Annotated in this window: 24 protein-coding genes, 1 tRNA gene and 1 pseudogene; 15 read left to right on the forward strand and 11 right to left on the reverse strand. The window is 59.9% G+C overall.

The genetic code is table 11. From position 1 onward, the window contains the following. Positions 1-20: 20 nt before the first annotated feature. Positions 21-398 (reverse strand): annotated as a pseudogene (locus HMPREF3171_RS12490) (N-terminal phage integrase SAM-like domain-containing protein); the annotation flags it as partial. Further along, the gene (locus HMPREF3171_RS05790; protein WP_141743365.1) at positions 385-1,080 is read right to left on the reverse strand and encodes a hypothetical protein; all 696 of its coding nucleotides are present in this window, start codon (positions 1,078-1,080) and stop codon (positions 385-387) included. The pseudogene HMPREF3171_RS12490 and the gene HMPREF3171_RS05790, both read right to left, overlap by 14 nt. Positions 1,081-1,210: 130 nt before the next feature. On the opposite strand from HMPREF3171_RS05790, the gene HMPREF3171_RS05795 reads away from it, so the two are divergent. From HMPREF3171_RS05795 to HMPREF3171_RS05825, 8 genes are all read left to right on the forward strand, one after another. Next, positions 1,211-1,468 (forward strand): hypothetical protein, encoded by a 258-nt coding sequence (locus tag HMPREF3171_RS05795; RefSeq protein ID WP_070483594.1) that lies wholly within the window; start codon positions 1,211-1,213, stop codon positions 1,466-1,468. After that, complete coding sequence (locus HMPREF3171_RS12495) at positions 1,465-1,674, forward strand: helix-turn-helix transcriptional regulator (RefSeq protein WP_070483596.1); 210 nt, start codon at positions 1,465-1,467, stop codon at positions 1,672-1,674. The genes HMPREF3171_RS05795 and HMPREF3171_RS12495 overlap by 4 nt, the downstream gene beginning before the upstream one ends. Further along, positions 1,674-1,940: a hypothetical protein gene (locus HMPREF3171_RS05805; RefSeq protein ID WP_070483598.1), complete on the forward strand. Its 267-nt coding sequence runs from the start codon at positions 1,674-1,676 to the stop codon at positions 1,938-1,940. The genes HMPREF3171_RS12495 and HMPREF3171_RS05805 overlap by 1 nt, the downstream gene beginning before the upstream one ends. Further along, positions 1,933-2,124 (forward strand): hypothetical protein, encoded by a 192-nt coding sequence (locus tag HMPREF3171_RS11890; protein ID WP_141743366.1) that lies wholly within the window; start codon positions 1,933-1,935, stop codon positions 2,122-2,124. Before HMPREF3171_RS05805 ends, HMPREF3171_RS11890 begins: the two co-directional genes overlap by 8 nt. 32 nt (positions 2,125-2,156) lie before the next feature. Next, complete coding sequence (locus HMPREF3171_RS05810; RefSeq protein WP_070483600.1) at positions 2,157-2,402, forward strand: hypothetical protein; 246 nt, start codon at positions 2,157-2,159, stop codon at positions 2,400-2,402. A gap of 761 nt (positions 2,403-3,163) precedes the next feature. After that, positions 3,164-3,505 (forward strand): hypothetical protein, encoded by a 342-nt coding sequence (locus HMPREF3171_RS12350; protein WP_246815334.1) that lies wholly within the window; start codon positions 3,164-3,166, stop codon positions 3,503-3,505. Between the two features lie 246 nt (positions 3,506-3,751). Then, positions 3,752-4,459, forward strand: a complete 708-nt coding sequence (locus HMPREF3171_RS05820) for an HK97 family phage prohead protease (protein ID WP_070483604.1) — start codon at positions 3,752-3,754, stop codon at positions 4,457-4,459. Positions 4,460-4,706: 247 nt separating this feature from the next. After that, positions 4,707-5,657 carry a phage major capsid family protein gene (locus HMPREF3171_RS05825; protein ID WP_070483605.1) on the forward strand — a complete coding sequence of 317 codons (951 nt, stop codon included), beginning with the start codon at positions 4,707-4,709 and terminating at the stop codon, positions 5,655-5,657. Between the two features lie 351 nt (positions 5,658-6,008). Here HMPREF3171_RS05825 and HMPREF3171_RS05830 read toward each other — a convergent pair. After that, positions 6,009-6,082 (reverse strand) — tRNA-Leu (locus tag HMPREF3171_RS05830). A gap of 152 nt (positions 6,083-6,234) precedes the next feature. Between HMPREF3171_RS05830 and polA the strand changes: the two genes are divergently transcribed. Further along, a complete protein-coding gene (polA, locus tag HMPREF3171_RS05835; protein WP_070483644.1) occupies positions 6,235-8,838 on the forward strand; it encodes a DNA polymerase I in 2,604 nt (867 codons plus the stop codon). Positions 8,839-9,273: 435 nt separating this feature from the next. Here polA and HMPREF3171_RS05840 read toward each other — a convergent pair whose 3' ends face one another. Then, entirely contained in the window at positions 9,274-10,506 is a 1,233-nt protein-coding gene (locus HMPREF3171_RS05840) for a YkvI family membrane protein (protein ID WP_070483607.1), read from the reverse strand. A gap of 290 nt (positions 10,507-10,796) precedes the next feature. Here HMPREF3171_RS05840 and rpsA point away from each other — a divergent pair, with 290 nt between their 5' ends. The 3 genes from rpsA to HMPREF3171_RS05855 all read left to right on the forward strand — a co-directional run bounded on the left by rpsA (position 10,797) and on the right by HMPREF3171_RS05855 (position 13,385). After that, entirely contained in the window at positions 10,797-12,260 is a 1,464-nt protein-coding gene (rpsA, locus tag HMPREF3171_RS05845; protein ID WP_070422931.1) for a 30S ribosomal protein S1, read from the forward strand. Between the two features lie 100 nt (positions 12,261-12,360). Further along, on the forward strand, positions 12,361-12,954 hold the full coding sequence (gene coaE / locus HMPREF3171_RS05850; protein WP_070483609.1) for a dephospho-CoA kinase: 594 nt from the start codon (positions 12,361-12,363) through the stop codon (positions 12,952-12,954). Positions 12,955-13,031: 77 nt separating this feature from the next. Then, positions 13,032-13,385 carry a DUF4259 domain-containing protein gene (locus HMPREF3171_RS05855; protein WP_070483611.1) on the forward strand — a complete coding sequence of 118 codons (354 nt, stop codon included), beginning with the start codon at positions 13,032-13,034 and terminating at the stop codon, positions 13,383-13,385. Positions 13,386-13,391: 6 nt separating this feature from the next. Here the strand turns inward: HMPREF3171_RS05855 and HMPREF3171_RS05860 are convergent, their stop codons facing one another. The 5 genes from HMPREF3171_RS05860 to HMPREF3171_RS05880 are packed head-to-tail and all read right to left on the reverse strand — an operon-like array spanning position 13,392 to position 20,309. Further along, the gene (locus tag HMPREF3171_RS05860; protein WP_083284717.1) at positions 13,392-15,128 is read right to left on the reverse strand and encodes a choline/carnitine O-acyltransferase; all 1,737 of its coding nucleotides are present in this window, start codon (positions 15,126-15,128) and stop codon (positions 13,392-13,394) included. Between the two features lie 24 nt (positions 15,129-15,152). After that, on the reverse strand, positions 15,153-16,802 hold the full coding sequence (locus tag HMPREF3171_RS05865; protein ID WP_070422928.1) for an ABC transporter ATP-binding protein: 1,650 nt from the start codon (positions 16,800-16,802) through the stop codon (positions 15,153-15,155). A gap of 19 nt (positions 16,803-16,821) precedes the next feature. After that, positions 16,822-17,811 (reverse strand): ABC transporter permease, encoded by a 990-nt coding sequence (locus HMPREF3171_RS05870; protein ID WP_070422927.1) that lies wholly within the window; start codon positions 17,809-17,811, stop codon positions 16,822-16,824. Next, positions 17,811-18,758: an ABC transporter permease gene (locus HMPREF3171_RS05875; RefSeq protein WP_070483613.1), complete on the reverse strand. Its 948-nt coding sequence runs from the start codon at positions 18,756-18,758 to the stop codon at positions 17,811-17,813. The genes HMPREF3171_RS05870 and HMPREF3171_RS05875 overlap by 1 nt, the downstream gene beginning before the upstream one ends. Before the next feature lie 6 nt (positions 18,759-18,764). Then, a complete protein-coding gene (locus HMPREF3171_RS05880; RefSeq protein ID WP_224212741.1) occupies positions 18,765-20,309 on the reverse strand; it encodes an ABC transporter substrate-binding protein in 1,545 nt (514 codons plus the stop codon). Positions 20,310-20,457: 148 nt separating this feature from the next. On the opposite strand from HMPREF3171_RS05880, the gene uvrB reads away from it, so the two are divergent. From uvrB to HMPREF3171_RS05895, 3 genes are read left to right on the forward strand one after another with little or no spacing between them, the layout of a single operon-like run. Further along, positions 20,458-22,557, forward strand: coding sequence for an excinuclease ABC subunit UvrB (uvrB, locus tag HMPREF3171_RS05885; protein ID WP_070483615.1), 2,100 nt, complete (start codon positions 20,458-20,460; stop codon positions 22,555-22,557). An 18-nt stretch (positions 22,558-22,575) separates the two neighbouring features. Continuing rightward, on the forward strand, positions 22,576-23,034 hold the full coding sequence (locus tag HMPREF3171_RS05890) for a universal stress protein (RefSeq protein WP_070422923.1): 459 nt from the start codon (positions 22,576-22,578) through the stop codon (positions 23,032-23,034). Positions 23,035-23,094: 60 nt separating this feature from the next. Then, positions 23,095-23,541, forward strand: coding sequence for a universal stress protein (locus HMPREF3171_RS05895; protein ID WP_070422922.1), 447 nt, complete (start codon positions 23,095-23,097; stop codon positions 23,539-23,541). A gap of 12 nt (positions 23,542-23,553) precedes the next feature. On the opposite strand, the gene HMPREF3171_RS05900 is transcribed toward HMPREF3171_RS05895, so the two are convergent. Together HMPREF3171_RS05900 and HMPREF3171_RS05905 are read right to left on the reverse strand one after the other, a co-directional pair. Next, positions 23,554-25,743, reverse strand: coding sequence for a HelD family protein (locus HMPREF3171_RS05900; RefSeq protein WP_070483617.1), 2,190 nt, complete (start codon positions 25,741-25,743; stop codon positions 23,554-23,556). Positions 25,744-25,818: 75 nt separating this feature from the next. Next, positions 25,819-26,847 (reverse strand): DoxX family protein, encoded by a 1,029-nt coding sequence (locus tag HMPREF3171_RS05905; protein WP_070422920.1) that lies wholly within the window; start codon positions 26,845-26,847, stop codon positions 25,819-25,821. Positions 26,848-26,913: the final 66 nt, after the last annotated feature.

Here is a 26,913-nt window from a genome sequence, read left to right on the forward strand (position 1 = left end):
GTCTTCGCCTGGAGATAGCGGTCCAAGAAGGCCGGCGTGACTTCATTGACTCGCATGTTTCCGAAGTCGGGCGTTAGGTGGTTGTCAATCGCACTGCGGTACCGGTCCCTAGTCTGCGGGCGGATCTTATTTTTAGTCTCGAGCCACGCTTCGAAGAGGGCGCTCACCGGGCTACTGGTCCGAAGGGTCTCCGTATCCTCACTGCCTAAGCGCTCGGCGCATCTCTGCTTGAGCGTGTTGGTTGCGGCGGTCTTCGAGTTGCCGCGGGCTTGGAGGCGGGCGGTGTCGCCGTTCCAAAGGCGAAGCCGTGTCTCTGCGATCCAGCGCCCGGTAGCGAGTTGTCGAGTGCTTATCGACCCCCACGTCCCGAGTGGGGTAGCAGGCCTACCTCCCGGCATCTTCCTCGGCTTCCTTTATCTGCTTTGGGTGTCCGTGATCTCTAACCACTCCTCCCAACTCCTCGACTTCCGCGCGGATCTCTCGAATCAATTGTTCGAATGCCTCGACCCGGGTCATAGCGTCCCGTAGTGCTTCCTTGTCGCCGTCTTGGATGGCCGGGGAGAGCCTCTCACGCTCTTGGCGTGCCCATAGCGCGACTTCGGCAATGGTTCGCGTCTTGCGGAGTATTTGAACCTCAACAGGTGCGCTTGCTTCGATCGGCTCCGGTCGCTGCATGTACTCCGCTACCAGGATCGAATGTGTTACGTCGGGGCCCTCTAATCCAAACAGCGGTTCCTCGCCGTTTGGTGCGTTGATTCGTTCGCCGGAGATCCATTCCACGGCGTCAAACGCCACGACGGGGCCTCGGTCGGGGAGGAGGCTCACCGGCTTATCGGGTAGCCCTGGGAACAGGAGCGATATCGGCGGGACTTCTAACGCTGCCGCTATTACAAGCCAGTCTGTGACCGGCATGTACTTGCGTTTGCCCCGTCGGTACTCCGATATCGCCGGGCGGGAAATGGGGTGCCCGAGCTCTGCTGTGCGGTCTGCGATCCACTGGTCGGAACGGCCGCGCCTGCTTCTCTCGATTCCGACGCCGATCTGCGCCGTGAAGTCCTCTGCCCACTCTTTTGTATCCACGTCCGACATTCTAACGATTCTTCCGGTCGCTCTTGCTTGCGTACCGGACAAGAGGTATAGTTGCTTTAGTGCCAAGCAATATCGTCCATTACGGACTGCTAGCACCGCTCCATTCAATCAAAGGGGAAACATGATGTCTGCCCGCTACCTCCTCCGCGACTCTGCCTTGACCGCCGCCATGCAATTCAGCGAGGCCACCAACGAAACCGAGCTGGCCTCGTACCTCCGGTGCTCTCCTAAAACGCTCCGGGCGTGGCGCACCGGACAGGCTTGCCCAAACGTCGCCGGGTTACTCCGCCTTCGAAAACTGACCGGCTGGGACCTCGAGGACCTCGTCTACGAGGTCTGCGAGCCCGCTGAAACCTCCTCCCGAAAGGAAATCCGATGAAACACACCGTCACCGTGGCTGAAGCCGCCTCTCTCCTCAACATTGGAACTAGCACGGCTTATGACGCGATCAAGAGCGGGAATTTCCCGTGCCCTGTAATCCGCGTTGGAAATCGCTACCTCGTGCCGGTCCGACCGCTTTGCTCACTGCTCGAAATCTCACCGGACGAGATCACTTCCTCCGAGGCTGAGGAGGTGTCTGCGTAATGCGTTCTGGATCAGTTTTCGAGATTCTCGTCTCCATGCTCCGGGAGCTCCGCGTCACCAACGCGCTGTTGGAGAGGGGCGTCGATGTGTTGCAAGACCTCAATCGCCGCTCCGACGCTGCACTCATCGGTGTCATGGCAAACAACGAACAGCTAGCAAGTGACATACTCGCGGCTCAAGAAGTACGCGCGGCGCAAATCTCCGCTGCGAACGCTGACGATGACTTCCGCCGCCTGCTTGACGAGGAGGGCGACCCTGATGAATAGATCCTCTGCGTTCCGCGCGATTCTTCCGCACCTGGGCGTGCTCACCGTCGACGCAGACGGTGCGACAACCCTCGGCGGAGTACCGCTGTCGCGCTCCGAAGTGTTCGACGTCGCCCAGGCCTTCGCGCGCGCCAGTGCCCTAAACCGCACCAGGCGCCGGCCAGCAGTGCGGGCTAATCAATAGCTTCTCTTCTCCATCTACCTCCCGAGGCAACCATGAAAAACCAACCAGCCGAGAGCACTCTTCCCAATCCGAAAAAGAAACCCGTCACCTACCACCGCGTGCTGAACAGCGCCGAGTGCGCCCGTGGTGAGGCCACCACGCTCCGCGCCCTTTGCGGTCACGTCTTTCCGTACCGTCGCAAGAACATCTGGGGCAACACCACGTCAGAGAACCGGGCTCGCTGGGTCTATTGCGAGGCCTGCCGCGAGTTAGAAATTCTCGACCTGGAGATGAACTAGGAGCCCTTAATCGCGTGTTCGCAGCCCGGTTAGGTGCCGGACCAGAAATGAAAGAAACCGATGCTATTCAAACCGCTTGCGCCTTTGGCGCCCGATCCTTCGAAACGGGGTGTCTCGTGAGTTTTACCGCAATGCGCTGGGCGGCCTTCGAGGCGCCAGTCGAGATGAATGGGATCCCGCTAACTGGCTACACCTTTCAGGTGCTGAACTGTCTTGCCTCCTACGCAAATCCGAAGGGACGGGACGCTTTTCCGTCCCGCAAAACTATTGCTCAAAAGTGTTGGGGGCGTGGTGCCCCTTCAGAAACTGCCAGCAACTCAAAGTATATGCAGGCGTGCGAATCGCGCGTGAAGCGTGCGCTTCGTGAACTGCGTCGTGGTGGTTGGATCGTCGAGGATCCTCTGTGTGTTCACCCCGTGTTTTTGGCTATCCCCGCCGGTTCCCGCCCGACCGCCTGGCGACTCCGACTGGATTTGAAACAAGAAGGGGGGGACATTTCTGACCCCGGGTGCAAATCTGACCCCGGGGCACAGGCGCCCCAGAGGGGGAGTGCCCATGACCCCGCCGGGGGGACACTGGCGACCGAAAGGGGGGACGCTGCCGACCCCCAAGAGGTAACAAGGGGTTCAGAAAGTGGGGAGGGAAGTGAACCCGCTTCATCTGTACAAGTCTCCACTGTCGAAAGTGCTTTGGCCGACGCCTTCGGCTCGGCCTCCGAAGACTCTCGTGCTGCGCTCCCTCAACCCCGTGCTGGAGCACAATTGGTTGAAGGACGGCCTCGGTGTGACAAACACAGCAACCTTCGCAAGTGGGAGTGGGAGTCGTGCCCTGACTGTAAAAACGCCAAGGACTACCTCAACGCGCTCCAAGAGCACGAGGCCAAGGTCAAAGAAGAAGCACGTGCTGAAGCCCGTGCCCGTGCTGAAGCCTGTGATCGTTGCGACGGCATTTGGGTGAAGGGCACGAACCCTGCAATCCGTTGCAACCATGAACCCGAGGAGTTGCTTGATGGCGTTGTGGATTATTCGAGCGAGGCCTCGCTAGAGCCACTCGCTGTCGCGTTCACTGTCGACCGTGCGGCAACTGTAGATGCGCCGTTTTAAGGTCACGTTATGGTAATATTCCTATAGTTCCGCACCGCCGCTAAGTCGGTTCGCCAGCCCCACGAGCGGGGCGGCCCGCCACTCTGCCGCGTAGTTGCCCGAACTGACGAAGTGAACCGCGCACGCCGCGTAGTGCTCGCCGTTATCGGCTGAAGCCCGCCGCCTGCCGCCCTCTGGCTCTCTCGTATCCATGAAACTGCGCCCCCACTTTCTTCCATGGGCGCCTCCGAATACAGGAGTGAACTCTTGAACCTGACTTACAAAGTCTCAAACCTATCTATCAAGTCCACCGATGACGGCTCCCGTGAGATCACTGGGTACGCCTCTACCTTTGGCGGCATTGACTCGTGGGGCGACACAATCGCCCTCGGCGCATTTGCTGAAACCATCCAAGCGCACCAGGTCTCCAATACGCCGGTCCCCATTCTTTTCGAGCACAACCGAGGCCTTGACTCTCACGTTGGTGAAGTAGTGGAAATGCGCGAAGATGAACACGGACTGTTCATCCGTGCAGTGCTTGACTCGACTCCCGCCGGTGAGAAGGCGTACAACCTCGTCAAGGGACGCCGCATCAACGGACTGTCGATCGGGTTCTATCCCGTCGAAGTCTCCGCGACCGAAATTGACGGCCAAGCCGTGAACGAAATCGCCAAGGCAGACCTCGCTGAGATCTCTCTCGTGCTTACTCCCGCCGACGCCGGTGCCCGCATCACCTCTGTGAAAGCCGCACAGCCTAACGCTTCCCACGACCCCGAGGTGGTCATTCCAGCCGCGCGCCTGGAGGAACTCGCTAAGTCGCTCGAATCGGACGGCGATCTAGGCCCGCTGCACGCCACTGTGGAGCGCCAGCGAAAACTCCTCGACGCCCGAGCCGCAGCGGACCGCCTACCGCGATGCCCTCCTCAACAACGGCGACGTCTACGCCTCCGGCGCGCGCGAACTGCCGGCCGATGAGCGCTCTCGCATTGAACTCCAAGCGATCCGCACCATCGTCGGCTCCTCCAAGGCCAAAGGCACCGGCCTTTCCCGCGCCGACGCCGACCGCATTGACCGAATCAAGGGCATGCCTGCTGAGTGGGAACGTGCCTCTAGGCCCACCCTTCTCGAAATGTTCCGTGACCCATCTCTGAGTCCACAGCCTGATCTCAGTGATAACTATCCCGAACCAGGAACCACTTCCACCTACTCCGAAAGGAACAACGTGTTCCCCGTTACCAAGTCTCACTCCGCAAAACTCGCAAGCCGCGCAGTCGACACGATAAAGAAGAAGTCTCTCGTCGGCGCTTCATCTGGCGACCTCTACATCGCCACCGAGATCTCGCAGTCGGTAATCACCGACGGACGTCCGGTCCACAACCTTCTCGACCTCATCGCGGGACAGATCGTCGACGGGCCCACCGTCACCTACTATCGCCAGACCGAGCGCGACCTGCGGGCTGAAATCGTTCCAGTTGGTGCAGTCAAGCCGGAGTCGCGAATCGGCATTGAACGCGTCGATGCCAACCTTCAAGTAGTTGCTCACCTCGTCCGGGGCATCGACAAATACGTTCTACAAGACCTCCGATCGTTGCGAAACGTGATCGGTCAGGAGATGATCTGCGGTGTAGCAGACCGCCTTGAAACCTGGACTGTTCAAGAACTCCTCGGATCCTCCGGGCACCGTGTCGAAAAGTTCACCACCGACCCGTTTACCACCACCCGTCTTGGAATCTCTCGCCTCCAGACCATTGGCCTCGAGGCCTCTGCGGTGATTCTGCATCCGACCACCTGGGCCCTCATGGAGACCACGCGGGTCGCCGGTGACGGTCAGTTCGTGTTTAACGGTGCGCCGGTCAACCAAGAACAACGCCTCCTGTGGGGAGTCCCGGTGGTGACGTCCACTGCCGTCCCGGAGAACACTGGAATCGTGGTTGATCTGGGCTCTGTCGAGGTCTTTACCGATGGCAGGATGGAACTCGCCTGGAACGTTTCGGGTGACGAATTCTCCCGAAACCAACTCTCTATTCGAGCGGAGGTCCGCGCTCTCCCGGCTGTACTCCGGACTACTGGTGTGGTCGAGCTCCTTTTAGACGAGGACGCGAAGCCGTCAACTTTGGAGCCATTCGTTCCTGAACGCTCTGACGAGGAGTCAGCGGGTGGGATGATCGTCTAGCCCTGTGCGCGTCCTCCGGGGCCCGTACAGCGCGCGTTGTGGGCCGTTTAGGGGGTTAGGGGGTCATAATCACGGCTAGATCGGTCGCCGGAAAACGCGGGGGGTGGGTTGGCCTCTCTCCCCGCGCGGTTGATACCCCCATCGCGCGCACGCGCGCGCGTATAGCCCAGTCCGCTGACGCCGGTCTAGATGGGCGTCCCTGACGGCTGGCGCAGCCACCGTGCTGCCTTTACCTGCTACACGGTGAAGGTCGGTCTCTCTCGAGGTTCCGAGCCTGTTTAGTTTTCGGAGGGTTTTTGGAGACTTCCGTCTCCCTGCACCTGTCCAGCGCGGCGTTCCTGCTGCATTTTGTGCCCCAGGTGAGACTCGAACTCACACTGGACGGGTTTTGAATCCGTTGCCTCTGCCAATTGGGCTACTGGGGCGACGCGCGAAAGTGTATCGCAGTTCACCCCGAAGTGTGAAATCGCTGGTTAATTAGTCGCGAAAGGTCGTGTCGTGCCGCCCGCTAGACTGGCTCACCGTGACTACGACATCGGAAAAATCCAAGCGTTTGCTGTTGATCGACGGCCACTCGATGGCCTTCCGCGCGTTCTATGCGTTGCCTGCGGAGAACTTCTCCACGTCGGGTGGGCAGCACACGAATGCGGTGTACGGATTCTTGTCCATGTTTGCCAATATTCTTTCCGACGAAAAACCGACGCACGCTGCCGTCGCGTTCGATGTGGGCCGAAAGACGTTCCGTACGGAGCGCTTTCCGGAGTACAAGGCGCAGCGCGACGCGACCCCGCCCGAGTTCAAGGGCCAGGTTCCGCTGATTGAGGACGTGCTGGGGGATCTCGGCATTGTGACGTTGAGCAAGGAGAACTTTGAGGCGGACGATATCGTCGCCACGCTTGTGACCCAGGCTCGTGCAGATGGTGACTACGAGATTGTTCTGGTCAGTGGTGATCGCGACTACATCCAGCTTGTCGACGACACTACGACCCTCCTGTACCCAATGCGTGGCGTGTCTACGATGACGCGTTTTAACCCAACCGAGGTGGAGAAGAAATATGGCCTGACGCCTGAGCAGTACCCGGACTTCGCGGCCCTGCGTGGCGACCCGTCAGACAACCTGCCGAATGTGCCGAAAGTGGGGGAGAAGACCGCCACCAAGTGGATTACGCAGTACGGCACGCTCGAGGGGCTTATCGAGCATGCGGATGAGTTGAAGGGGCAAGCAGCCAACAACTTCCGCGAACGCATTGACCAGGTGCGATTGAACCGCGAACTCACCGCAATGGTCACCGATGTGGAACTGCCCGTGGCGCCGGGTGATCTCGAACTCAAGCCAGCCGATGTCGCCCAGGTTGCGGCGCGTTTCGACGACCTCGAGTTCGGCGTGAATCTGCGCGAACGCGTGCTCGCCGCTGTACCGACCGATGGCAGCGCACCCGAACCTGAGACGGTGGAGCTGGCTGACGTGACGGTTGATAACGAGTCGCTGGACACCTGGCTGAGGTCCCATGAAGGTCAAGGCCTTGCCCTGTACCTTTCCGGTACGGCGACGCCGGGATCGGGTGACCTGACGGCGCTGGCTATCGTCGATAAGCAGCGCCACGGCATTGCGAAACTTGCCGCCGATCTGTCGGCTGATGAAGACAAGGCGCTGAAGACCTGGCTCGAGTCGGATGACCCGAAGTTCCTGCACGAAGCCAAGGCTGCCTATCACATGCTGCGTGGCCGTGGCATCGAGTTGCGCGGTATCGCACACGACACTGCGATCGCGGCGTATCTGCTGCGTCCCGGCCAGCGCACGTATGCGCTCGAGGATGTGTACCAGCGTCACCTGCAGCGCCAGCTCAGCACCAGCTCTGATCAGCTGAGCTTGCTGGATGATTCGGGCGACGTGGATGCGGCTGCGGCGATTCTGGAGCTTGCCGCAGAGTTGTCCAAGGACCTGCGCGAGATCAACTCCTACGAGTTGTACGCGAACCTCGAACTGCCACTGGTCACGGTGCTCGCGGAAATGGAGCACGTTGGCATCGCCGTTGATCTGGACGTTCTGGAGGGGCTGCGCAAGGACCTGACGCACAAGGTTGAGCAGGTCGAAGAGCAGGCGCGTCAGCTGGTCGACGAGCCGGACCTGAACCTATCTAGCCCGAAGCAGCTCTCTGTCGTGCTCTTTGACAAGCTTGCGCTGCCGAAGACGAAGAAGACGAAAACGGGCTACTCGACTGCTGCGGCTGAGATCGAAGCACTCGCAGAGAAGAATCCGCACCCGTTCCTCGATTATCTGCTCGCGCACCGTGAGCACCAGAAGATGAAGTCCACGGTGGAAGGCTTGATTAAGACGGTGCAGCCGGATGGCCGGATCCACACCACGTTTAATCAGACTGTGGCCTCGACGGGGCGTCTCAGCTCGGCGGAGCCGAACCTGCAGAACATTCCGGTGCGTACTGAGGCCGGGCGCAAGATCCGCTCTGCATTTGTAGTTGGCGAGGGCTACGAATGCCTGCTTACCGCCGACTACTCGCAGATTGAGATGCGTGTGATGGCGCACCTCAGCCAAGACGAGGGCCTGATCGAGGCGTACCGGGCGGGGGAGGACCTGCACAACTTCGTTGGCTCCCGCGTGTTTGATGTTCGGATCGATCAGGTCACGCCAGAGCTACGTCGCCGGGTCAAGGCAATGTCCTACGGCCTCGTCTACGGCTTGTCTGCCTACGGCCTGTCGCAACAGTTGTCGATCTCTGCCGGTGAGGCGAAGGGCATTATGGAGAACTACTTCGAACGATTCGGCGGGGTAAAGCGCTACCTTGATGAGGTCGTCGAGCAGGCGCGTCGCGACGGCTACACCTCGACGGTGTTCGGTCGCCGCCGCTACTTGCCGGAACTCACAAGTGACAACCGAATCGCGCGGGAGAACGCCGAGCGTGCGGCGCTGAACGCCCCGATCCAGGGCACTGCTGCGGACATCATCAAGGTTGCGATGCTTCGTGTCGACGACGCCTTGCGGGACAACGCATCACGTGTCCTCCTGCAGGTGCACGATGAGTTGGTGCTCGAGGTTGCCCCGGGCGAGCTAGACGCTGTCCAAGCGATCGTGGAGCGCGAAATGGACAAGGCAATCGAACTCCTCGTACCGCTAGAGGTGTCTGCAGGTACTGGCGCAAACTGGGAAGAGGCGGCGCACTAACCGCGAGTACGTTTCGGGAAAGCACGAGGCGGGCATCACGTGAAGCACGCAAACTTCATCTGATGCCCGCCTCGAGTACGGCGTCCCCAGTTACCGTATCCCCCGACGTGGCCCAACCCCCCAGGCCATTTCCTCTTTCTATTTTGTTACCACCTAGCGGCGGGGTTCTCGATTAGGTACCGAGCCTCAGGCAGTGCTTAGATTTCACTCTGTTCTGGGGCTATTCCTCAAGAACCAGGTAAAACCTTAATTGCTACTGAGCGGGCGCACAAGCAATACACAGTAACTGTTAAGCATGTGACGGAATGTCTAATAAGTCGCAGCTTATGTGGACAGGTGAACGGCTTTTTGGATCCTTTAGTTACGTGGGGGTAAGTGCCAAAATTCTACCCCCGACACCTACCCCCGCTGGGGTGTTAGCGAGGCCTGATTGGCCTACACGTCACTGACGGTTTTCTCGTCGGAGGCATCCTCGACGGCGTCTTCAACTGCTTCTTTAAACTCATCCTCCTCGAGATTGGAGTCTTCAGCGAGATCTTCAATCTCGTCCGAGGTGTCGTCGTCAAGCGCGGCCTCAACAGCTTGAGCGCGGCGCTCGCCTTCTTCTTTCAGGCGGGTGCGGTGGCGGAAGTAGACGACGGTCATCACTGTCATCACGAACAGGCCGAGGTAGCCCAGGATCGGGTACAGGTTGGAAACGAGCGGCTGGAAGCCGGCGAAGGAAAGGCCAAAACCGACAATGCAGGCGATGGCATAGACCGGGTAGAAGCGCTCTGGGTTCTTTCTGGTGAGTCGCTTTGCCAGCGCGTAGAACATGCCCAAACAGGTGTTGAACACCATGAGGAAGATCACCCAGGTCATGATGAAGCCCAGGACTGGGTGGACGTTATCCAGCACGGTCAAAAGTGGCATGTCGTGGCCGTTTACTGCCTCGACCTGCATGAGCAGCGCGGCTACAAGAAGGGCAAGAAGTGCCACGTAAATGAGTCCACCAAGGACTCCGCCAATCCGCGTGCTCTTAGTGTCAAACTCATCACCGGCCATCACGATCGCCATCGAGACACCGCATAGGGCGTTTAGTCCCGTGTGGTTGAGTGCACCCAAGAACCAGTACGGGGTGCCGTCAGCGCGGTTTACTTCGTTGCGCGCAAAGTTATCCACCTCAGACCAGTCGACGCTGATCTGGGTGAACGAATAGATCGCGCCGATGAGCACAAAGATCACCAGCAGGGGAGTTGCCCAAGCGATGACAGAGGCGACGCGGTCAACGTCGAATCGGCCGACGATAAGCATCAGTGAAAGCATGAGTACCGCGCCCACCCAAATCTGCCAGTCGAATGCTTGGTTCAGGTTCGAGCCTGCGCCAGCAAACATGACGAAGCCAACGGAGAACATGCAGATAACCGCAGACCAGTCCATGAGGAACGCGGCAGGCTTCGATGCCACCTTGTAGAAGACTTCATTGTGTTCGTCGGCGAGGAAATACGACCCGAATGTGACAAACGCGGTGGCGGCTAGCAGCATGGTCACGCCAGCAACGATTACACCCCAAAAGCCCTGGGTGCCGTAGGCGACGAAGTATTGGAGTGCTTCCATGCCGGAGGCAAAACCCGCTCCGACGACGATGCCGACGAACGATGCTGCGACGGCAAGGCTGCGTTTCCACATAGGGTGAACACACTTTCTGAGTTGTAGAGTTATGGACTTACGTCATGGTAGTCCCTTGCTTATAAACTGCGTTGCAGTGCCCGGGGTCCAGATCATTTGCTCTAGCTGCGGAAAGTGTCTACACTCGTGCGGGCGTGTCTACGCGCGAGCTTGGCGTCCATCGTAATAGGAGGGTGTGGCGACCAGCCCGCTGCGAGATCAGCAACCGCGAGCGTTTCGGCGCTTACGCTGCTGAGAGAGACGCTTCTGTCCAATCACGATCTCCTATTTTTTCGGAGCACATACTACTTATGCGCACTACCAACGCACCCCAGGTTGCCATCAACGACATCGGTGGCCCTGAGGAATTCCTCGCCGCAGTCGACGAGACCATCAAGTACTTCAACGACGGTGACATCGTCACCGGCACCGTGGTCAAGGTTGACCACGACGAGGTCCTGCTCGACATCGGCTACAAGACCGAGGGCATCATCCTCACCCGCGAGCTCTCCATCAAGCACGACGTTGACCCGGAGGACGTGGTCGAGGTCGGCGATGAGATCGACGCGCTTGTCCTGACCAAGGAGGACAAGGAAGGCCGCCTGATGCTGTCCAAGAAGCGTGCTCAGTACGAGCGTGCTTGGGGCACCATCGAGGAGCTGCAGGCCAACGACCAGCCGGTTACCGGTACCGTCATCGAGGTCGTCAAGGGCGGCCTCATCCTCGATATCGGCCTGCGCGGCTTCCTGCCGGCATCGCTGGTCGAAATGCGTCGTGTTCGCGACCTGGATCCGTACATCGGCCAGGAGCTCGAGGCAAAGATCATCGAGCTGGACAAGCACCGCAACAACGTGGTCCTGTCCCGTCGCGCTTACCTGGAGGAGACCCAGTCTGCGGTCCGCTCCGACTTCCTGCACCAGCTGCAGAAGGGCCAGGTCCGCAAGGGCGTTGTGTCCTCCATCGTCAACTTCGGTGCATTCGTTGACCTCGGCGGCGTTGACGGCCTCGTCCACGTCTCCGAGCTGTCCTGGAAGCACATCGACCACCCGTCTGAGGTTGTCGCTGTTGGCGACGAGGTCACTGTCGAGGTGCTCGACGTCGATCTCGACCGCGAGCGCGTCTCCCTGTCACTGAAGGCGACCCAGGAAGATCCGTGGCGCGTCTTCGCCCGCACCCACGCTGTGGGCCAGATCGTCCCGGGCAAGGTCACCAAGCTGGTTCCGTTCGGTGCGTTTGTCCGCGTCGAAGAGGGCATCGAGGGCCTCGTCCACATCTCCGAGCTGGCTCAGCGCCACGTCGAGGTTCCGGACCAGGTTGTCAACGTCAACGAAGAGGTCATGGTCAAGGTCATCGACATCGACCTGGACCGTCGTCGTATCTCCCTGTCGCTCAAGCAGGCTGACGAGGACTTCGTCGAAGAGTTCGATCCGTCCCGCTACGGCATGGCCGACTCCTACGACGAGCAGGGCAACTACATCTTCCCGGAGGGCTTCGACCCGGAGACCAACGAGTGGATGGAAGGCTACGACGAGGCTCGCCAGCAGTGGGAGGCTCGTTACGCCGAGGCAGAGCGTCGCCACCAGGCACACGCTGCCCAGATCGAGCGTCACCGCGCCGCTGCAGCCGAGGCTGCAGAGCAGGCTGGCGATCAGGCCAATTACTCCTCTGAGTCTGCAGCTGCAGCTCCGGCAGCTGACCAGGCTGAGGAGAACATCGGCTCGCTGGCTTCCGACGAGCAGCTCGCTGCTCTGCGCGACAAGCTTGCTGGCAACTAAGCCACGACGAGTTCGTGCTTAGGGATTGCCTTTAAGCAATCAGCGTCAGCGCCCCGCATCACCGTCATGGTGGGCGGGGCGCTTTGCTATCTTCACATGCATGAAGAAAGTTGGACTCACGGGCGGAATCGGCAGCGGCAAATCCACAGTCGCACGAATGCTGGCAGACGAAGGCTTCCCAGTAGTGGACGCCGACCAGATCGCACGAGAGATCATGGAACCAGGCTCACCGGTGCTCGCACAGGTCGCGGAGGTTTTTGGCGAGGACCTTATCGACGACACCGGCGCCTTAAACCGCGCAGAGCTGGCGAAACGCGCTTTCTCTTCGACGGAGCAAACGGAGAAATTGAACGCTTTAACGCACCCGGCCATCCGCGCTGAATCCAACCGGCGATTCGATGAGGCAGAGAAGGCAGGCGCTCGCGCGGTGATTTACGACATGCCGTTGCTTGTGGATCTCGGCCTACACCACGACATGGACATGACGGTCGTCATCGATGTTGATGTGGACGAGCGGGTACGCAGGCTCGTCGACAAGCGGGGGCTCACTGAAGCGGACGCGCGGGCGCGCATCGCGCAGCAGGTTGACGACGACACCCGACGGGCGGCAGCCGACATCGTTGTGGATAACAACGGGCCGCTCGAGGCACTTGCAGCACAGGTAGAAAAGGTCGTACGGATGATTGACGCGTGAGTTTCTCACTGGAAATACCGCGGAAATTCACTCTATGGCAATCATTGATTTACCTACGCCTTTTAGCGTGACGCGGTATGGGAACTTGGGATACAGGGCCGTTTGATAACGACCCCGCAATCGAAGCGGTTGACGCAGTGGTCAACGGCACATTCGACATTGCCCAATTCCGTTTCGATTGTGGGCTTGGGTCGCTGGGAACTGATGAGGCTGCATCCGTCATCGCGCTTGCTGCCATGCTTAACGGACATCTCCCCGAGCGACATAGTGGTGCCGGCGTCGATTCGCCGTTCACATTCGACGATCGGCAGTGGATCAGACGGCGCGCCCGTTCGATTCTTCGACCAGGTGGCTCGGAGCTCTACTCCATGTGGGAGGACGCAGGCGAACTTGACCAGTGGCTTGCCGAAGTGCGAAAGTACGCCGTCTGACTGTCCCTACTCAGCGTTTGTGCTCAACGTAGCGCAGAACTGCCAGAGCAACTCGCCGGCCTTTGTCAGGTTGGCCAGGAACTCTTCCGGCTGTTCGGCAGTCGCTGCGTTCCAGGAGACGCAATACTCCGTATCGTCGTGCAGCGGGGTATACGCGATGCCGAACCCTTCTGGCAACGCCGGTGCGAAGCAGTAGCGAACGATCTGAGCAGCGCCGCCGATCGAGGTCGTGGATAAGAAATCGCGACGAGCAGCGGTTACACGCGTGTCGTTGAAGAATGCGTGAGTGTCGTCGATAGTCGCCATCATCTGGATATGTCGGTCGAAGCCGTTGCCAGACTTGCACCGCTTCACCCATGCCCGATGCGCGTTGATGGCGTCCTCGAGGCCAGCCTGTTCAGCCGTACCCTCCACAAGCGCTCGCGCAAAAGCAGCAGCCTCGGGTGTGGCGGCGCGCAAGCACTCCGTGCGTCCGGCACGGAACTCACGCATGTCAACGGCCTCATATGCCGCGCGTACTCGGCCGTAGGTCAGTTGCTGCGCGATAGTCATCATTAACTGCGCTGAAGCATCGCGGCTGAACTTCAACGGCAGGTCCGCAGGCTGGTCAAACGGCACGTGCACGATGCGGGTACGCAATTTCTCCGCCGCGCCCGCAACCTCGGCAACGCTCTTCTCGATGCGCGTGGTGAGCGCGTTATCGAGATCCCAGCGCAGTTCCTGCGGCTTTGCGACGAAATCTGCGCCGACACCGATCTCCGCTTCTTGCATGCGCGTGATCGCGGTAACGAGGGTTCCGCCGTCCTGGCACGAGTGCTCAACGTGCACTGCACTCCAGGGATCTGTCAGGCTGAACTGGTAGCTCAGCGGCTTGTACGTCCATGCACCACGGGGGAGGAAGGTCAGTTCGTTGATCCGCTCCTCGTCGGAAGCGTGTGTGGTTACTCCGTAGTCGATCAGGTCGACGGTGAAGAGGAACTCCTGCAGACGTTTGTACACATCGCCGTTGTCGCCCTGTGCCAACATGTCCGGCAGTACTTCTGCAAGCGTTTCGGAGCCGAGCAGCGATGCCGCGTTGAAGTCCACGCTCTGCTTGCGCGGGGCGTCCAGAACCGTCTCAAGCGCGTTTCGCAGGTTCGGAGCTGCAATCGGCTCGCCAGCCTCGTCGGTCACGGGTACTGCGTAAAGGTGCCCATCGACAAACACGCCGATCTCGCGGTTGGCAGTGCCTGCGGTGGCGACGATGATCTCATCCTCACCGGCACTCGGGTGGCGCAGCCCTCCGCCAAAGACAAACCACTGGTCTTGGGTAATGCGGTTGCCGCGCGCGTCCACGTAGTCCGGCAAGTCATCTCCCGCAGCTTGGAGGTGAACAACCAACGCTCGCCGGATGCCGTCAACCACACGGTCCAAGCCAGTCTCCTCAGATGGCAGCGCCAGCTGGAAACCCACGTTCGTCGTCAGTGTCAGTGGCCCACGGGTTGCCAGGTAGCTCGAATACCACTCGTCGGAAAGCCAGTTCGTGCCTTCGGCCTCACGGGTTGCTGCGCGCTGCCGCAGTGCCTCGTCGAGACGCGGGGCTTGCGACTGCGCGAAGTCAGCGACGATCGCCTTCGCTTCTGCAAGCTCGGTCTCGTCGAGAACCGCCTCAAGCGCATGAATGTAAGCCTCGAGCGTGGACGAAAGATCCGGAACTGGCAAAGCTTTCAGATCGCGCGTCAACGGGTGCGGAGTAATGGGCACTTAAAAGCCTTTCTTCAAAGAGAGTTAAAGTTCCGGGATATTTGCTAACAAGGACTTGGTGTACTCGTGCGTTGGCCGCTCAAGAACATCATCGACTGGCCCTTCGTCCACGATAACGCCCTTGTTCAGCACCGCAATACGCGTGGCGGTGTGACGTGCCAGCGCAATGTTGTGGGTGACAAACAGCATCGATAGACCGCGCTCTGCGCGAAGGTCTGCAAGAAGCTCGAGGATCGATGCCTGGACCGACACATCGAGAGCCGACGTGATCTCGTCGCACACCAACACGTCAGGAGCATTCACGAGCGCACGCCCAATCGCAGCGCGTTGGCGCTCACCACCGGACAGATCACCCGGGCGACGGTCGTAGAAACTCCGGTCGAGCTGGACAGCTTCCAAGACGTCCTCGACGACCCTGCGGTGCTCCTTCCGCGACAACTTGCCCGACATGACAAGTGGCACGCTCAGCGACTCACCGATCGTGCGCCGCGGGTTCAACGAGGAAAACGGCGACTGGAAGATGTACTGAACGTACTGACGCTGATCCACGGTGCGCTCGCGGCTGCCGTGCTCAAGCAGTTCGCCCCGCAGGCGCACCTCTCCGGTGTAGCCAGGGTTGAGACCTGCGATTGATCGAGCCAACGTTGTCTTGCCGGAGCCAGACTCGCCGAGCAGAAGAATCGACTCACCCTCCTCGAGCGTGAGATCAATGCCGTGGAGGACCTTGTTGTCGCCGTAGGCCATCTCCAGATTGTTCACCTGCAGCAGCGGGGCAGCGCTATCGCGCTCCTCAACCTGGACGGCAGAGGCGATGCCGTGGCCGGTGATGTTCTTTCGACCCGGCAAATCTGGAATCGCGGCGAGAAGCTTTTGAGTATACGGGTGCTGTGGGTTGTACAGCACCGCCTGCGCAGGGCCTTCTTCGACGATGTCACCGCGCAGCATAACCACGACACGGTCCGCCAACTCAGCCACCACTGCAAGATCGTGCGTGATGTACAACGAAGCGATGTCGTTCTTGTGCGTCATCTCGCGCACGGTGTCCAGCACGTGGGCTTGGGTGGATACGTCGAGGCCGGTCGTAGGCTCGTCGAGAATCAGCACGTCCGGGTACATGGCGAACGCCATTGCGATACCGACGCGCTGCTGTTGGCCACCAGAGAGCTGGTGCGGCCAACGGGCCAAGTATTCGTCGGTGTCCGGCAAATCCACGTCGCGCATGACTTCGCGGACACGAGCACCAGCATCGCCATCGAAGGAGTGCACGTCGAGCACTTCACGGATCTGTTCACCGATACGCATCGTCGGGTTCAAACTCAGTGCCGGATCCTGCGGCACATACGCGATGCGGCTGCCGCGAAGTTCCCGCAGATCAGCTTCGCTGAGGTTGAGGACGTCATAGTCGGTTCCGTTTGCGGAATGGAGGGTCACGGTGCCGTCGAAAAGCATCAGTCCCGGGCGAAGATGACCCATAGCAGCCAAACCGGCAGTAGTTTTGCCCGAGCCGGACTCGCCGACTAGACAGACAATCTCGCCCCGTTTCAGCGTGTAGTCCACACCGTGGAGGATCTCAGCGCCTTCCAACGTGCCCAGGCGAAGGTCGCTCACGCTGAGCACAAAATCATCTGACGACTTGGTGTTGCCGTCTTGGTTCGCGGATATCGCGGTAGTCATTCGTCATTCCCCTTTGCTGCTATCCGTTGTGGCGGATGGGCTCGTGCTTCGGCACCCGTTCCGGGTCGATGGTCTGGTTGCGGCCGCGCTTTGGCGGTGTAGCAGTGGTTGCGGTGGCGCGCGCTGTGGCGTCGGCCAACATGTTGGTGCCGATAGTCAGCACAGCAACCGCAGCCACCGGCAGAAGCACGCCCCACGGCTGCAGCGATAGTGCGATGCGGTTCTCGTTGATCATCAAACCCCAGTCCGCAGCCGGCGGCTGGATGCCAAGGCCAAGGAAGGACAGCGAGGCAATCGAACCAATGGAGTAGGTCAGACGCAGACCCGCCTCCACAGCCAGCGGGCCGGTGATGTTGGGCGCGATCTCCTGGATGAGAATTCTCCAGTGCGGCACCGAATACATCTGGGCGGCGCGGATGTAGTCCTCGTTTGTCACGGACATCGTCGCAGCACGTGCCACACGGGCAATGCGAGGCGCGTGCGTCAAACCAATGACCAGGACGAGCACGGTTGCTGAGGGGCCAAAAATAACGATGGCCAACATGGCAAAAATTAGCTGTGGGAACGCCAAAATCACGTCGTTGAGCCGCATCAGCACCGAATCGACTTTGCCACCTGCGTATCCCGCAATCATGCCGATGATGGTGCCGACAACCATGCCGAGGACCGTGGCCAAAAACGCGGTCACCAACAGGATGAGGCCACCGGCAACGAAGCGAGACAGCACCGAACGGCCAAGGTTATCGGTGCCAAACACTCCGATGTCCGTAAATGGCAGGCCGATGAACTCCGTTGTGCTGCGACCGGTGATCTGCTCGGCGAAGAAATACCCGACGACCGCCAACGCGATGACAAGCCCCGTCAAGACGAGTCCGACCTTGCCTTCGGACTGTGCCCAAATTCGGGACAGCAATGGTTCCGGCTTGGACACCGACGTTTTCAGTTCAGAATCGTCGACCACGGGTTTCGGGGTTTTCCCTGGTTCTTGGGGGTGTACTGGTGCAGACATCAGTTACTCCTCAACTTCGGGTTAGCCGCAATGCTGACAAGATCCGCCAGTAGGTTGACCACGACATATACCGCGGCGATCAGCAGTGAGACAGCCTGAACAACTTGTACGTCGCGGTAGTTCACCGCATCGATGAGCGCGACGCCGAGGCCGGGGTAGCGGAACAGATACTCGACGACCACAATGCCGCCAGCCAGCCACGCGAGCTGGATTGCGACGACCTGTGCAATGGGCCCGACCGCGTGGGGCAGCGCATGACGGAACACCACGCGACGCTCGGGCACGCCTTTCAGTCGCGCCATCTCGACGTAGCCCGATTCCAGTGCCTCGATCATCGTTGCGCGAGTCATACGCGCCACATAAGGCGTGACGACGAACGCGAGAGTCAAGGTTGGCAACACCAGCTGCATTGGGAACTCCCACACACGACTGCCCGGAGGTGACATGGTCACTGCCGGCAAAATTTGGAACACCGAGGTAGCGAACAACGTGACCAGTGCGATACCGATGACGAACTCCGGCAGCGCAGCGAGAATCAACGTCACCCAGGTGATCGCCGAATCGCGCTTGTAACCGCGCCACCACGCCGCATACACACCCAGGAGCACGCCGACAGGGATCGAAATTGCCGCGGCGAGCAGCATGAGTACCAGCGAATTCACCAGTGGCTCGCCAAGCAGTTCAGAAACTGGGCCACCGGTGGACGTCGATGTGCCCAAGTCACCGGTGAAAATGCCTCCCAGCCACAGCAAGTAGCGGGTGAGCGGAGGCTGGTCGAGATTCATTTCTGCCTCGAGCGCCGCGATACGTTCCGGCGTTGCCTGCTGGCCCAAAATTGCCGTAGCCGGCGAGCCAGGCAGAAGCAACGTCGCGCAGAAAATGATGACGGATACAGCGAACAGGATGAAGACACTCACCCCGAGCCTGCGAAGAATGAACTTGCCCATGTGTGCTTATGCCTCCGCAATCCAAACTCGCTCGAACATGGCCTGGCCCAGCGGCATACCGCCGGGGTGGGTTTGAAGCCCCACCACGTATTTGTGGTACGCGTCAATCTGGTTGGCAAAGCCCCAGATGATGTAGCCGCCGTCGTCGTAGAGACGCTGCTGCAGCTCGTGGATCATTTCGCTGCGTTTTTCGTCGTCGACAATCGTTCGGGCCTCGTTGGCCAACGCAGTGAACTCCGGGTCCACCCAGTGGGTCTCGTTAAACGGTGAATCCGCCGTTGCACACTGGTTGACCTGCTGGAGGAAGTTTCGCGTGTAGTAGAACGACAACGCGAACGGGTACTCCAGGTAGTTGCCGTCGGCGAAGAATGTCGAGGAATCAACCTGGTTAATAGTTACGTTGATGCCAGCAGGACGGACCTGCTCTGCGTATACCTGGGCGCTACGTAACGCGCCGGTCTGGATTTCAGCGGCGTTGAGGGTGACATCGATACCGTCCGGGTAGCCCGCCTCCGCGAGAAGACGCTTGGCCTCCTCGATATTCTGCCCACGCTGGGGAATGTCCTCCGGGTAGGCGGGGTCGTACGGGCTGAACATGTCGTTGCCCACTTGACCTTCGCCGGAGTAGACCTGGTCCACCAATTGCGGGCGGTCCGCGGCAAGGCGCATGGCGCGGCGCACGCGGACATCATCAAACGGTGCAACGTCCACGCGCATCGTCAGCGGCAACCACATGCCGGTCTGCGAAATGAGGGTGTCCAAGCGCGGGTCTGCATCGATCACACGTGCAAGCGAGTGGTTCAGGCTGCCGATTGCGTCAACCTGGGAAGACAGCAATGCGTTGAGCATGGCGTCCTCCTCCTGGAAGTCGATGATGACAACGCTGTCTAGGTAGGGAGTCTCTCCCCAGAAGTTCTCGTTGCGCACCATCTTCGTCGACTGGCCGGGGGAGAAGTGCTCAAGCTTGAAAGGGCCGCTGCCGATCGGGTTCTTGGGATCGTAGTCCTCCGGCACGATGCCCATTTGATACTCGGCAAGACTGTCAATGAGCGTCGCGTCCGGGGCATTGAGGTAGATGCGCAACTCATTCGGTCCGGTGACCTCCATCGATTCGATGTGGTTGATCGATGCAGCACCGGACTTCGGGTTGTCGGGATCGCGAATACGGTCGTAGGAGAATATGACGTCCTCAGGGCGCACCGGTCGACCGTCTGAGAACTGCACACCATCGCGCAGCGTGATGGTCCACACCGTCGCGTCGTCGTTTGGCTCAATAGCCGTGGCGAGGCGGTACTGCAGGTCGTAGTTGGTGTCGTAGCGTACGAGCGAGTCGTACATGTTGATCAAACGCGTGCCGTCAGAAGCACTCGTTGGAATGTGCGCATCTACGGTGTCGGTGGAAGAACCTCCGACGAGCCCCACCCGGAGCCTGCCGCCGCGACGAGGTGGACCAGAGGTGTTTATCTCCTCGACGGGGGCGGTGGTACACGACGCCAAGGCAAGGGTCGCTCCACCCAGCACGGTCGCCCGCAGCATCTGTCTTCGAGTCATCTGCATAGAACGCTTCACCTGTACTTTCCGACGTGCGCTGGTAGTGCGCTGTTAAATCTATAAGTACAAAGGTATTGTCTTTAGTGATTGCCTGCAAGCAGATTTACTTATAGATCCAGTTTTTGGTTTCGTCGATACACTGGCGAGCATGGCTTTTGCTGCTGAACATCCAGTCCTCGCGCAGTCCGAGTTTCGCCCTGTCGGTGAGATTGAGCGGCGCGAAAAACCATTCGAGGTGGTGTCAGAGTTCCAACCCTCTGGCGACCAGCCGCGCGCCATTGCCGAGTTGGATGAACGCCTCAACCGCGGCGAGCGCGATGTCGTGCTACTGGGTGCGACCGGTACCGGTAAGTCCGCAACTGCGGCATGGCTGATCGAAAAGCAACAGCGCCCCACCCTTGTGATGGCGCCGAACAAGACGTTGGCTGCGCAGTTGGCCAACGAGCTTCGCCAACTGCTGCCGAACAATGCGGTGGAGTACTTCGTGTCGTACTACGACTACTACCAACCGGAGGCCTACATCGCGCAGACGGATACCTACATTGAAAAGGATTCGTCCATTAACGACGACGTCGAGCGCCTCCGTCACTCCGCAACCTCCGCATTGTTGTCGCGCCGCGACGTCGTCGTGGTGTCCTCGGTGTCCTGCATCTATGGCTTGGGTACCCCGCAGTCGTACCTGGATCGCTCCGTTGTCCTGCGCGTCGGGGAAGAGGTGGAACGTGATCGCTTCCTCCGCCTGCTTGTCGACGTCCAATATGAACGCAACGACATCGACTTCAAGCGCGGTACCTTCCGCGTCAAAGGCGACACCGTGGACATTATTCCGGCCTACGAAGAAGTCGCGGTGCGTGTGGAGTTCTTTGGCGACGAAGTGGATTCGCTTTACTACATCCACCCGTTGACGGGCGATGTGCTCAGCCAGGAAGACGAGGTCCGGATCTTCCCGGCAACGCACTATGTGGCCACTGACGAGCGCATGGAAAAGGCGATCGAGGCGATTAAAGAAGAGCTTGCAGACCGCCTCGAGGAGTTGGAGAACAAAGGAAAGTTGTTGGAGGCTCAGCGCCTGCGTATGCGCACTGAGTATGACCTGGAGATGATCCAGCAGGTCGGGTTCTGCTCCGGCATTGAGAACTACTCGCGCCACATGGATGGTCGCCCCGCGGGCTCTGCGCCGGCGACACTGATCGACTACTTCCCGGAAGACTTCCTCACCATTATCGACGAGTCGCACGTCACCGTCCCACAAATCGGTGGCATGTTCGAGGGTGATATGTCGCGAAAGCGCAACCTGGTGGAGTTCGGGTTCCGTTTGCCGTCCGCGGTGGATAACCGCCCGCTGACGTTTGATGAGTTCGAAGCGCGCGTCGGCCAGACGGTCTACATGTCCGCGACCCCGGGCGACTACGAGCTTGAGGCAGCGCAAGGCGAGCTCGTCGAGCAGGTCATCCGCCCGACTGGCCTGGTAGACCCGAAGGTCACCGTGAAGCCGACGAAGGGACAGATCGATGACCTTATCGACGAAATCCGCGGCCGCACGGACAAAAACGAACGCGTGCTTGTGACCACACTGACAAAGCGCATGGCCGAGGATCTCACCGATTACCTGCTGGATAACGGCATCAAGGTCCGCTACCTGCACTCGGACATTGATACCCTGCAGCGTGTCGAACTGCTACGCCAGCTGCGCCTTGGCGAGTTCGACGTCTTGGTCGGCATTAACCTCCTGCGTGAGGGCCTCGACCTGCCTGAAGTTTCGCTCGTCGCCATCCTCGACGCCGATAAGGAAGGTTTCCTGCGGTCGACGAAGTCGCTCATCCAGACGATCGGTCGTGCAGCCCGAAACGTCTCCGGCGAGGTCATCATGTACGCGGACCAGATCACCGAATCGATGCAGGAAGCAATCGACGAGACCGAGCGTCGCCGCGAAAAACAAATCGCATATAACAAGGAACACGGCATCGACCCGCAGCCACTGCGCAAGGCTATCGCCGACATTTTGGATCAGGTCTACGAGAACGCGGATGCGGACGCGCCAGCGTCGCTGAGTTCAGACACCGCTGTCGCGGAGAAGCCAGATGTGGCGAACATGGCCTCTGACGAGGTGCAAAAGCTTATCGACGACCTCACCGTCCAGATGCGCGACGCCGCTCGGGAACTGAAGTTTGAGCTGGCGGGACGCCTCAGGGATGAGATCGCTGACCTCAAACGCGAACTGCGTGGTATTAAAGACACAGGAAATTAGCGAAAGGACAGAATCCTCATGCACACCTACACTTCTATCGCCGTCGGTACTGACGGTTCACCGACTTCCATGGTCGCCGTGCGTGCCGCCGCAAGCCTTGCACGCGTGTACGACGCGAAACTCACGATTATCTGCGCGCACTACACGGCGTCTGGGTCGATGCTGAACTCCACCAACGCGGAGCTCAGCCGTGTCGACATCGTGACGGAGACGAACGCGCGCAACATTTTGGCTGAGGCAAAGAAGATTGCTGAAGAGGAGCAGGCGAAGGAAATCAACCTGGTCTCCTCAGGCGGCCAACCCGCGACCGTGCTGGTGGAATCGGTGCAGGAATATGACGTTGATCTGCTCGTTGTAGGTAACAAGGGCATGCGTTCCATGGCGGGCCGGATCTTCGGCAATATCCCGGGCAACGTGGCGAAGAAGGCGCCGGTGGATGTCATGCTCGTCGATACCCGGTCTGAGGGACACAATTAAATCCTTCGTGGGTAGAATGTCCCCGATATCCGCGCCGTAATCTTGAAAGGTGATTTCCACATGGCCGATTCCCCGTACAAGACCATTGTTGTTGGCTCCGACGGGTCCAAGTCGTCCCTCCTGGCCGTAGAGCGTGCCGCTAAGTTGGCTGCTGCATTCGGCTCCACCCTCGTTATCGGCACCGCCTACTACGAGAACGAGGATGAGGCTGCCAAGGCCCTGCGCCAGGACTCCGTGACCATCCTCGGTGACCAGAAGGCTCTAGAGAACCTTGAGGGTGCCGCTGAGCACGCACGTTCCTTCGGTGCACCCGACGTCCAGACCGCGACCCGTCCGGGTACCCCGGTTGAGGCGCTCATGGCGATCGTCAACGACAACAACGCTGACCTGCTCATCGTCGGTAACCGTGGCATCAACTCGCTGACCGGCCGTCTGCTCGGTTCGGTGCCGGCTGATGTCGCGCGTCAGTCCAACTGCGACGTCATGATCGTCCACACCGTGAACTAAGCGGTTTCCCGCTTAGTTCCCGATCACCGTCAGCGTCTGCGTGGCGCGGGTGACAGCGACGTAGAGGTCTTGCCACCCTTGTGGCGAGGCCTCTACGATTTTTTGTGGCTCCACCACGGTGACGTGGTCGAATTCGAGGCCTTTCATCTCGTCGACGTTGTGCACATCGATCACCGCATGCAACCCATCCCGCTTGTCGACGACCTCCGCACCTGCCGGCAGAAAATCAACCGGAATGCCGGTGGATCGGATTGCCGTCGGTGCAGTCGCCTCCGGATCAATTTGTGTCAGAACTTCCGCCGCATAATCTGAGATTTCCTTCGGCGTGCGGTAGTTCACCGTCAGCTCGTGGAGACGGAAGCGCTGACCCACAAAGCGTTCGAGTGCTGCGGTCCAATCGTCCACGCCTGCTGGCGAGGAAGTCTGCGCGGTATCTCCGACAAGGGTCATCCACCTTGCCGGGCACCGGCGAAACACCATGCGCCATTCCATTGGGGATAACTCCTGCGCCTCGTCGACGATGATGTGTCCATAGGCCCATGTTTGATCCGCACTGGCGCGCTGCGCGGTAGAACGATTATCAGTGACCCGCTGACGAGCAGCGAGCGTCTCTGCGTCGATCACGTCAGCCGCAGAAAGAATCTCCGCCTCAAACTGGTCGTCATCGTTATCGGTGGACTCGGACGAGGCAAGGATATCCAGCGCGTCTTCGGCCTCCTCCACGAGTTCGCGCCACTCGGCTTCTTCCTTGCAGCGGGCTTCTTCCGGAACGACGGTGCCGATCAGCACCGCCAGTTCGTCCACAAGTGCAGTATCGGCGGGGGAGAAGTCCTCCTCCGGGGAGCGCAGCAGCGCCGCACGTGTGTAGTCGTCGTAGTCGTAAGCAGCGTGCGCAATAGCATCCTCATCGGTGAGGAACTCACCGAGTAGGTCGGTGGGGTCGAGCTCGGGGAAGTGCTCGTCGATAAGCGCTAGCACCTGTGGCTCATCGGCGAGGTCATCGTGGAGCTGATCTACGTCTGCAGCAGACAGCAGGTTGGCACCACCGAGGGGATCTTCACCAATCTTTTGGGCCAAAGCCTCCGCCAGCGATTGGGTGAGGTGTTCTGCAAAGAACGGACGCGCCTGATTGTGCGGCCGGCGGGAGCGACGTGCGCGAGTGCGCGCGGCCTTGATCATGGCGGGCGTGGCCTCAATGGCTACTGAATCAATCGTCAGCACGACCGGCTTGTCGGGAACAGTTTCGTAGGCTTGCACGGCGCGCTTGAGAATCGTCACCATCTCCTCCGACCCCTTCACCTCCCGAGCCGCGATCGAATCGCTGCCCGTAGGCGTAAACCCGGGGACGAGTTGATCAGCAGTGGAAAGCACTACGCCAGTCTCGCCGAGCTCCGGCAACACACGGGAGATGTACTCCAAAAACGCCGGGTTCGGACCCACGATAAGCACGCCGGTGCGGCTGAGCTGCTCGCGCCACGTGTACATCAAATAGGCAATACGGTGCAGGGCAACCGCAGTCTTGCCCGTACCCGGACCGCCCTGTACAACCATCACGCCGCGGGTTGGATCGCGGATGATCTCGTCCTGCTCGCGCTGGATCGTCTCCACGATTGAGCGCATATGACCCGTGCGCGCTTCATTCATCGCACGGCGAAGCGCAGCCTCAGAGCCAACCCCGGCCACCGATGTGTCTGCGTTGTCGCCGGACAGCACCTCGTCATCTACCGCAGTAACCTTGCGCCCCCGCATGCGGATATTTCGGCGCGTCTCCACGCCCTCTGGGTGGGCGGTCGTCGCAAGGTAGAAGGGGCGTGCGAGCGGGGCACGCCAATCGAGCAACAACGTGCGGTAGTTATCCTCGCGGTCGTCAATGCCGAGTCGACCAATGTAGCGCCGGTCCAAATCCTCACGCCCCGGCACTGGATTTTCGGGCTCATCGTCTGCAACGTCAATGCGCCCAAAGACAAGCCCGGCTTCAGCAACGCCAAGCGTGTCCAATTTGGCATTGAGGCCGTGGTACTCAGTTTCTCGCCGCACAAGAGCGTCCGAATCCGGGTTGTCCGGATCAACATCACGCTGAACCTCTTCGAGCCTCGCACGGGCACGAGCCACCTCGGCGTCGAGGTGTGCGAACAACGTATCCGCGTGAGACTGCTCGTCGGCGACGGGGTCAGGTGAAAGATTGTGCTGTAAATCCTGCATCCCCAAAACAAACAACCCCGAGGCGGGAAATATTCCCAACGCCTCGGGGCCGTAACGTTCAACTAAGTTCAGTGCTTAGCTGAGCTTCTTCTGAGCCTTCTTCACCAGCTTCTTCGCGCGCTTCTCAGCCTTCTTGGCCTTACGCTTCCACTTCAGCTTGGTGATCCAGGACGGATCAGCATCGAGCTTGTCCCAAGCCTTCTCCAGCTTGTCGATGGCACCCTGCGCCTTGTCCTGAGCCTTCGCGGTTGCTTTGTTGACCTTGCGCTTCGCCTTGAACTTGTCCAGAGTAGACGGCTGCAGATCGTTGAGCTGATCCTGCAGGTCACCAACAACGCTGTTGACCTTGCGCTTCGCCTTGAACTGCTGGATCTTCGACGGCTTCAGGTCATCGACCTTGCCCTCTGCCTTGTCTGCAGCGTCATCGAGCCAGTCACCCGCGTCGGACAGGAAGCTCGAAGCCTGCTTCTTAGCGTCGTCGAACCAGTCGCTAGCGGTATCGCCGGCCTTGGAAGCGGCCTTCTTCCAGTCGCCCTTGTTGTCGTCGATGTAATCGGCAACCTGGTCGGTGCGGTCAGAGAACCAGTCACCAGCCTTGTCAAAGGCCTTCTCGGTCTCAGACTTGGTTGGCAGCGCCTGCTTGATGTTCTTCTGCGCAACGGACGCGGCGTTCTGCGCGCGCCACTTCATGTTCGGCTTGCCAGCCGTATCAACAGTTGCCAGCAGCACGCCACCAGCAAGACCGAGGTCGGTCAGGGCGCCGCTGCGACGACGAGCCTTCTCTTCCTCGCTGTCGGCCTCCCAGAATGCGTGGCGGCCGATCACCGTCGGGATCGCGGTTGCAGCCAGCAGGGTGGCGGACAGGCGCGGAAACTTGCCGATTGCGAACAGGGAGCCAGCGCCAGCCTTAACGCCGCCGACAATCTTTGCAGCGGATTCCGGATCCTCCGGAACGAAGCCGCGGTACTCGGCCGGAACAGCGGTGCGCAGCTTCTTCAGGACAGTATTTGCGGAGTCCTTGTGGGCTGCCGGGTTCAACAACGTCTCAACGCCGTCGATCACGTAGACCGATGCCAGCATTGGGCGTGCGATTTTGCGAATCATATATGTACCCAAATCCTTACGTTTTGTAGCTGATTGTGCTCCCACCGAGTGTAGCGATTTTGCGCC

The sequence above is a fragment of the Corynebacterium sp. HMSC08F01 genome (assembly GCF_001807545.1).
GTDB lineage: Bacteria > Actinomycetota > Actinomycetes > Mycobacteriales > Mycobacteriaceae > Corynebacterium > Corynebacterium coyleae.

Bases quoted from the DNA above. Each gene is read 5' to 3' on its own strand.
- HMPREF3171_RS05795 (WP_070483594.1), top strand. From the start codon at position 1,211: ATGATGTCTGCCCGCTACCTCCTCCGCGACTCTGCCTTGACCGCCGCC.
- HMPREF3171_RS12495 (WP_070483596.1), top strand. From the start codon at position 1,465: ATGAAACACACCGTCACCGTGGCTGAAGCCGCCTCTCTCCTCAACATT.
- HMPREF3171_RS05805 (WP_070483598.1), top strand. From the start codon at position 1,674: ATGCGTTCTGGATCAGTTTTCGAGATTCTCGTCTCCATGCTCCGGGAG.
- HMPREF3171_RS11890 (WP_141743366.1), top strand. From the start codon at position 1,933: ATGAATAGATCCTCTGCGTTCCGCGCGATTCTTCCGCACCTGGGCGTG.
- HMPREF3171_RS05810 (WP_070483600.1), top strand. From the start codon at position 2,157: ATGAAAAACCAACCAGCCGAGAGCACTCTTCCCAATCCGAAAAAGAAA.
- polA (WP_070483644.1), top strand. From the start codon at position 6,235: ATGGCCTTCCGCGCGTTCTATGCGTTGCCTGCGGAGAACTTCTCCACG.
- HMPREF3171_RS05840 (WP_070483607.1), bottom strand. From the start codon at position 10,506: ATGTGGAAACGCAGCCTTGCCGTCGCAGCATCGTTCGTCGGCATCGTC.
- rpsA (WP_070422931.1), top strand. From the start codon at position 10,797: ATGCGCACTACCAACGCACCCCAGGTTGCCATCAACGACATCGGTGGC.
- coaE (WP_070483609.1), top strand. From the start codon at position 12,361: ATGAAGAAAGTTGGACTCACGGGCGGAATCGGCAGCGGCAAATCCACA.
- HMPREF3171_RS05855 (WP_070483611.1), top strand. From the start codon at position 13,032: ATGGGAACTTGGGATACAGGGCCGTTTGATAACGACCCCGCAATCGAA.
- HMPREF3171_RS05865 (WP_070422928.1), bottom strand. From the start codon at position 16,802: ATGACTACCGCGATATCCGCGAACCAAGACGGCAACACCAAGTCGTCA.
- HMPREF3171_RS05870 (WP_070422927.1), bottom strand. From the start codon at position 17,811: ATGTCTGCACCAGTACACCCCCAAGAACCAGGGAAAACCCCGAAACCC.
- HMPREF3171_RS05875 (WP_070483613.1), bottom strand. From the start codon at position 18,758: ATGGGCAAGTTCATTCTTCGCAGGCTCGGGGTGAGTGTCTTCATCCTG.
- HMPREF3171_RS05880 (WP_224212741.1), bottom strand. From the start codon at position 20,309: ATGACTCGAAGACAGATGCTGCGGGCGACCGTGCTGGGTGGAGCGACC.
- uvrB (WP_070483615.1), top strand. From the start codon at position 20,458: ATGGCTTTTGCTGCTGAACATCCAGTCCTCGCGCAGTCCGAGTTTCGC.
- HMPREF3171_RS05890 (WP_070422923.1), top strand. From the start codon at position 22,576: ATGCACACCTACACTTCTATCGCCGTCGGTACTGACGGTTCACCGACT.
- HMPREF3171_RS05895 (WP_070422922.1), top strand. From the start codon at position 23,095: ATGGCCGATTCCCCGTACAAGACCATTGTTGTTGGCTCCGACGGGTCC.
- HMPREF3171_RS05900 (WP_070483617.1), bottom strand. From the start codon at position 25,743: ATGCAGGATTTACAGCACAATCTTTCACCTGACCCCGTCGCCGACGAG.
- HMPREF3171_RS05905 (WP_070422920.1), bottom strand. From the start codon at position 26,847: ATGATTCGCAAAATCGCACGCCCAATGCTGGCATCGGTCTACGTGATC.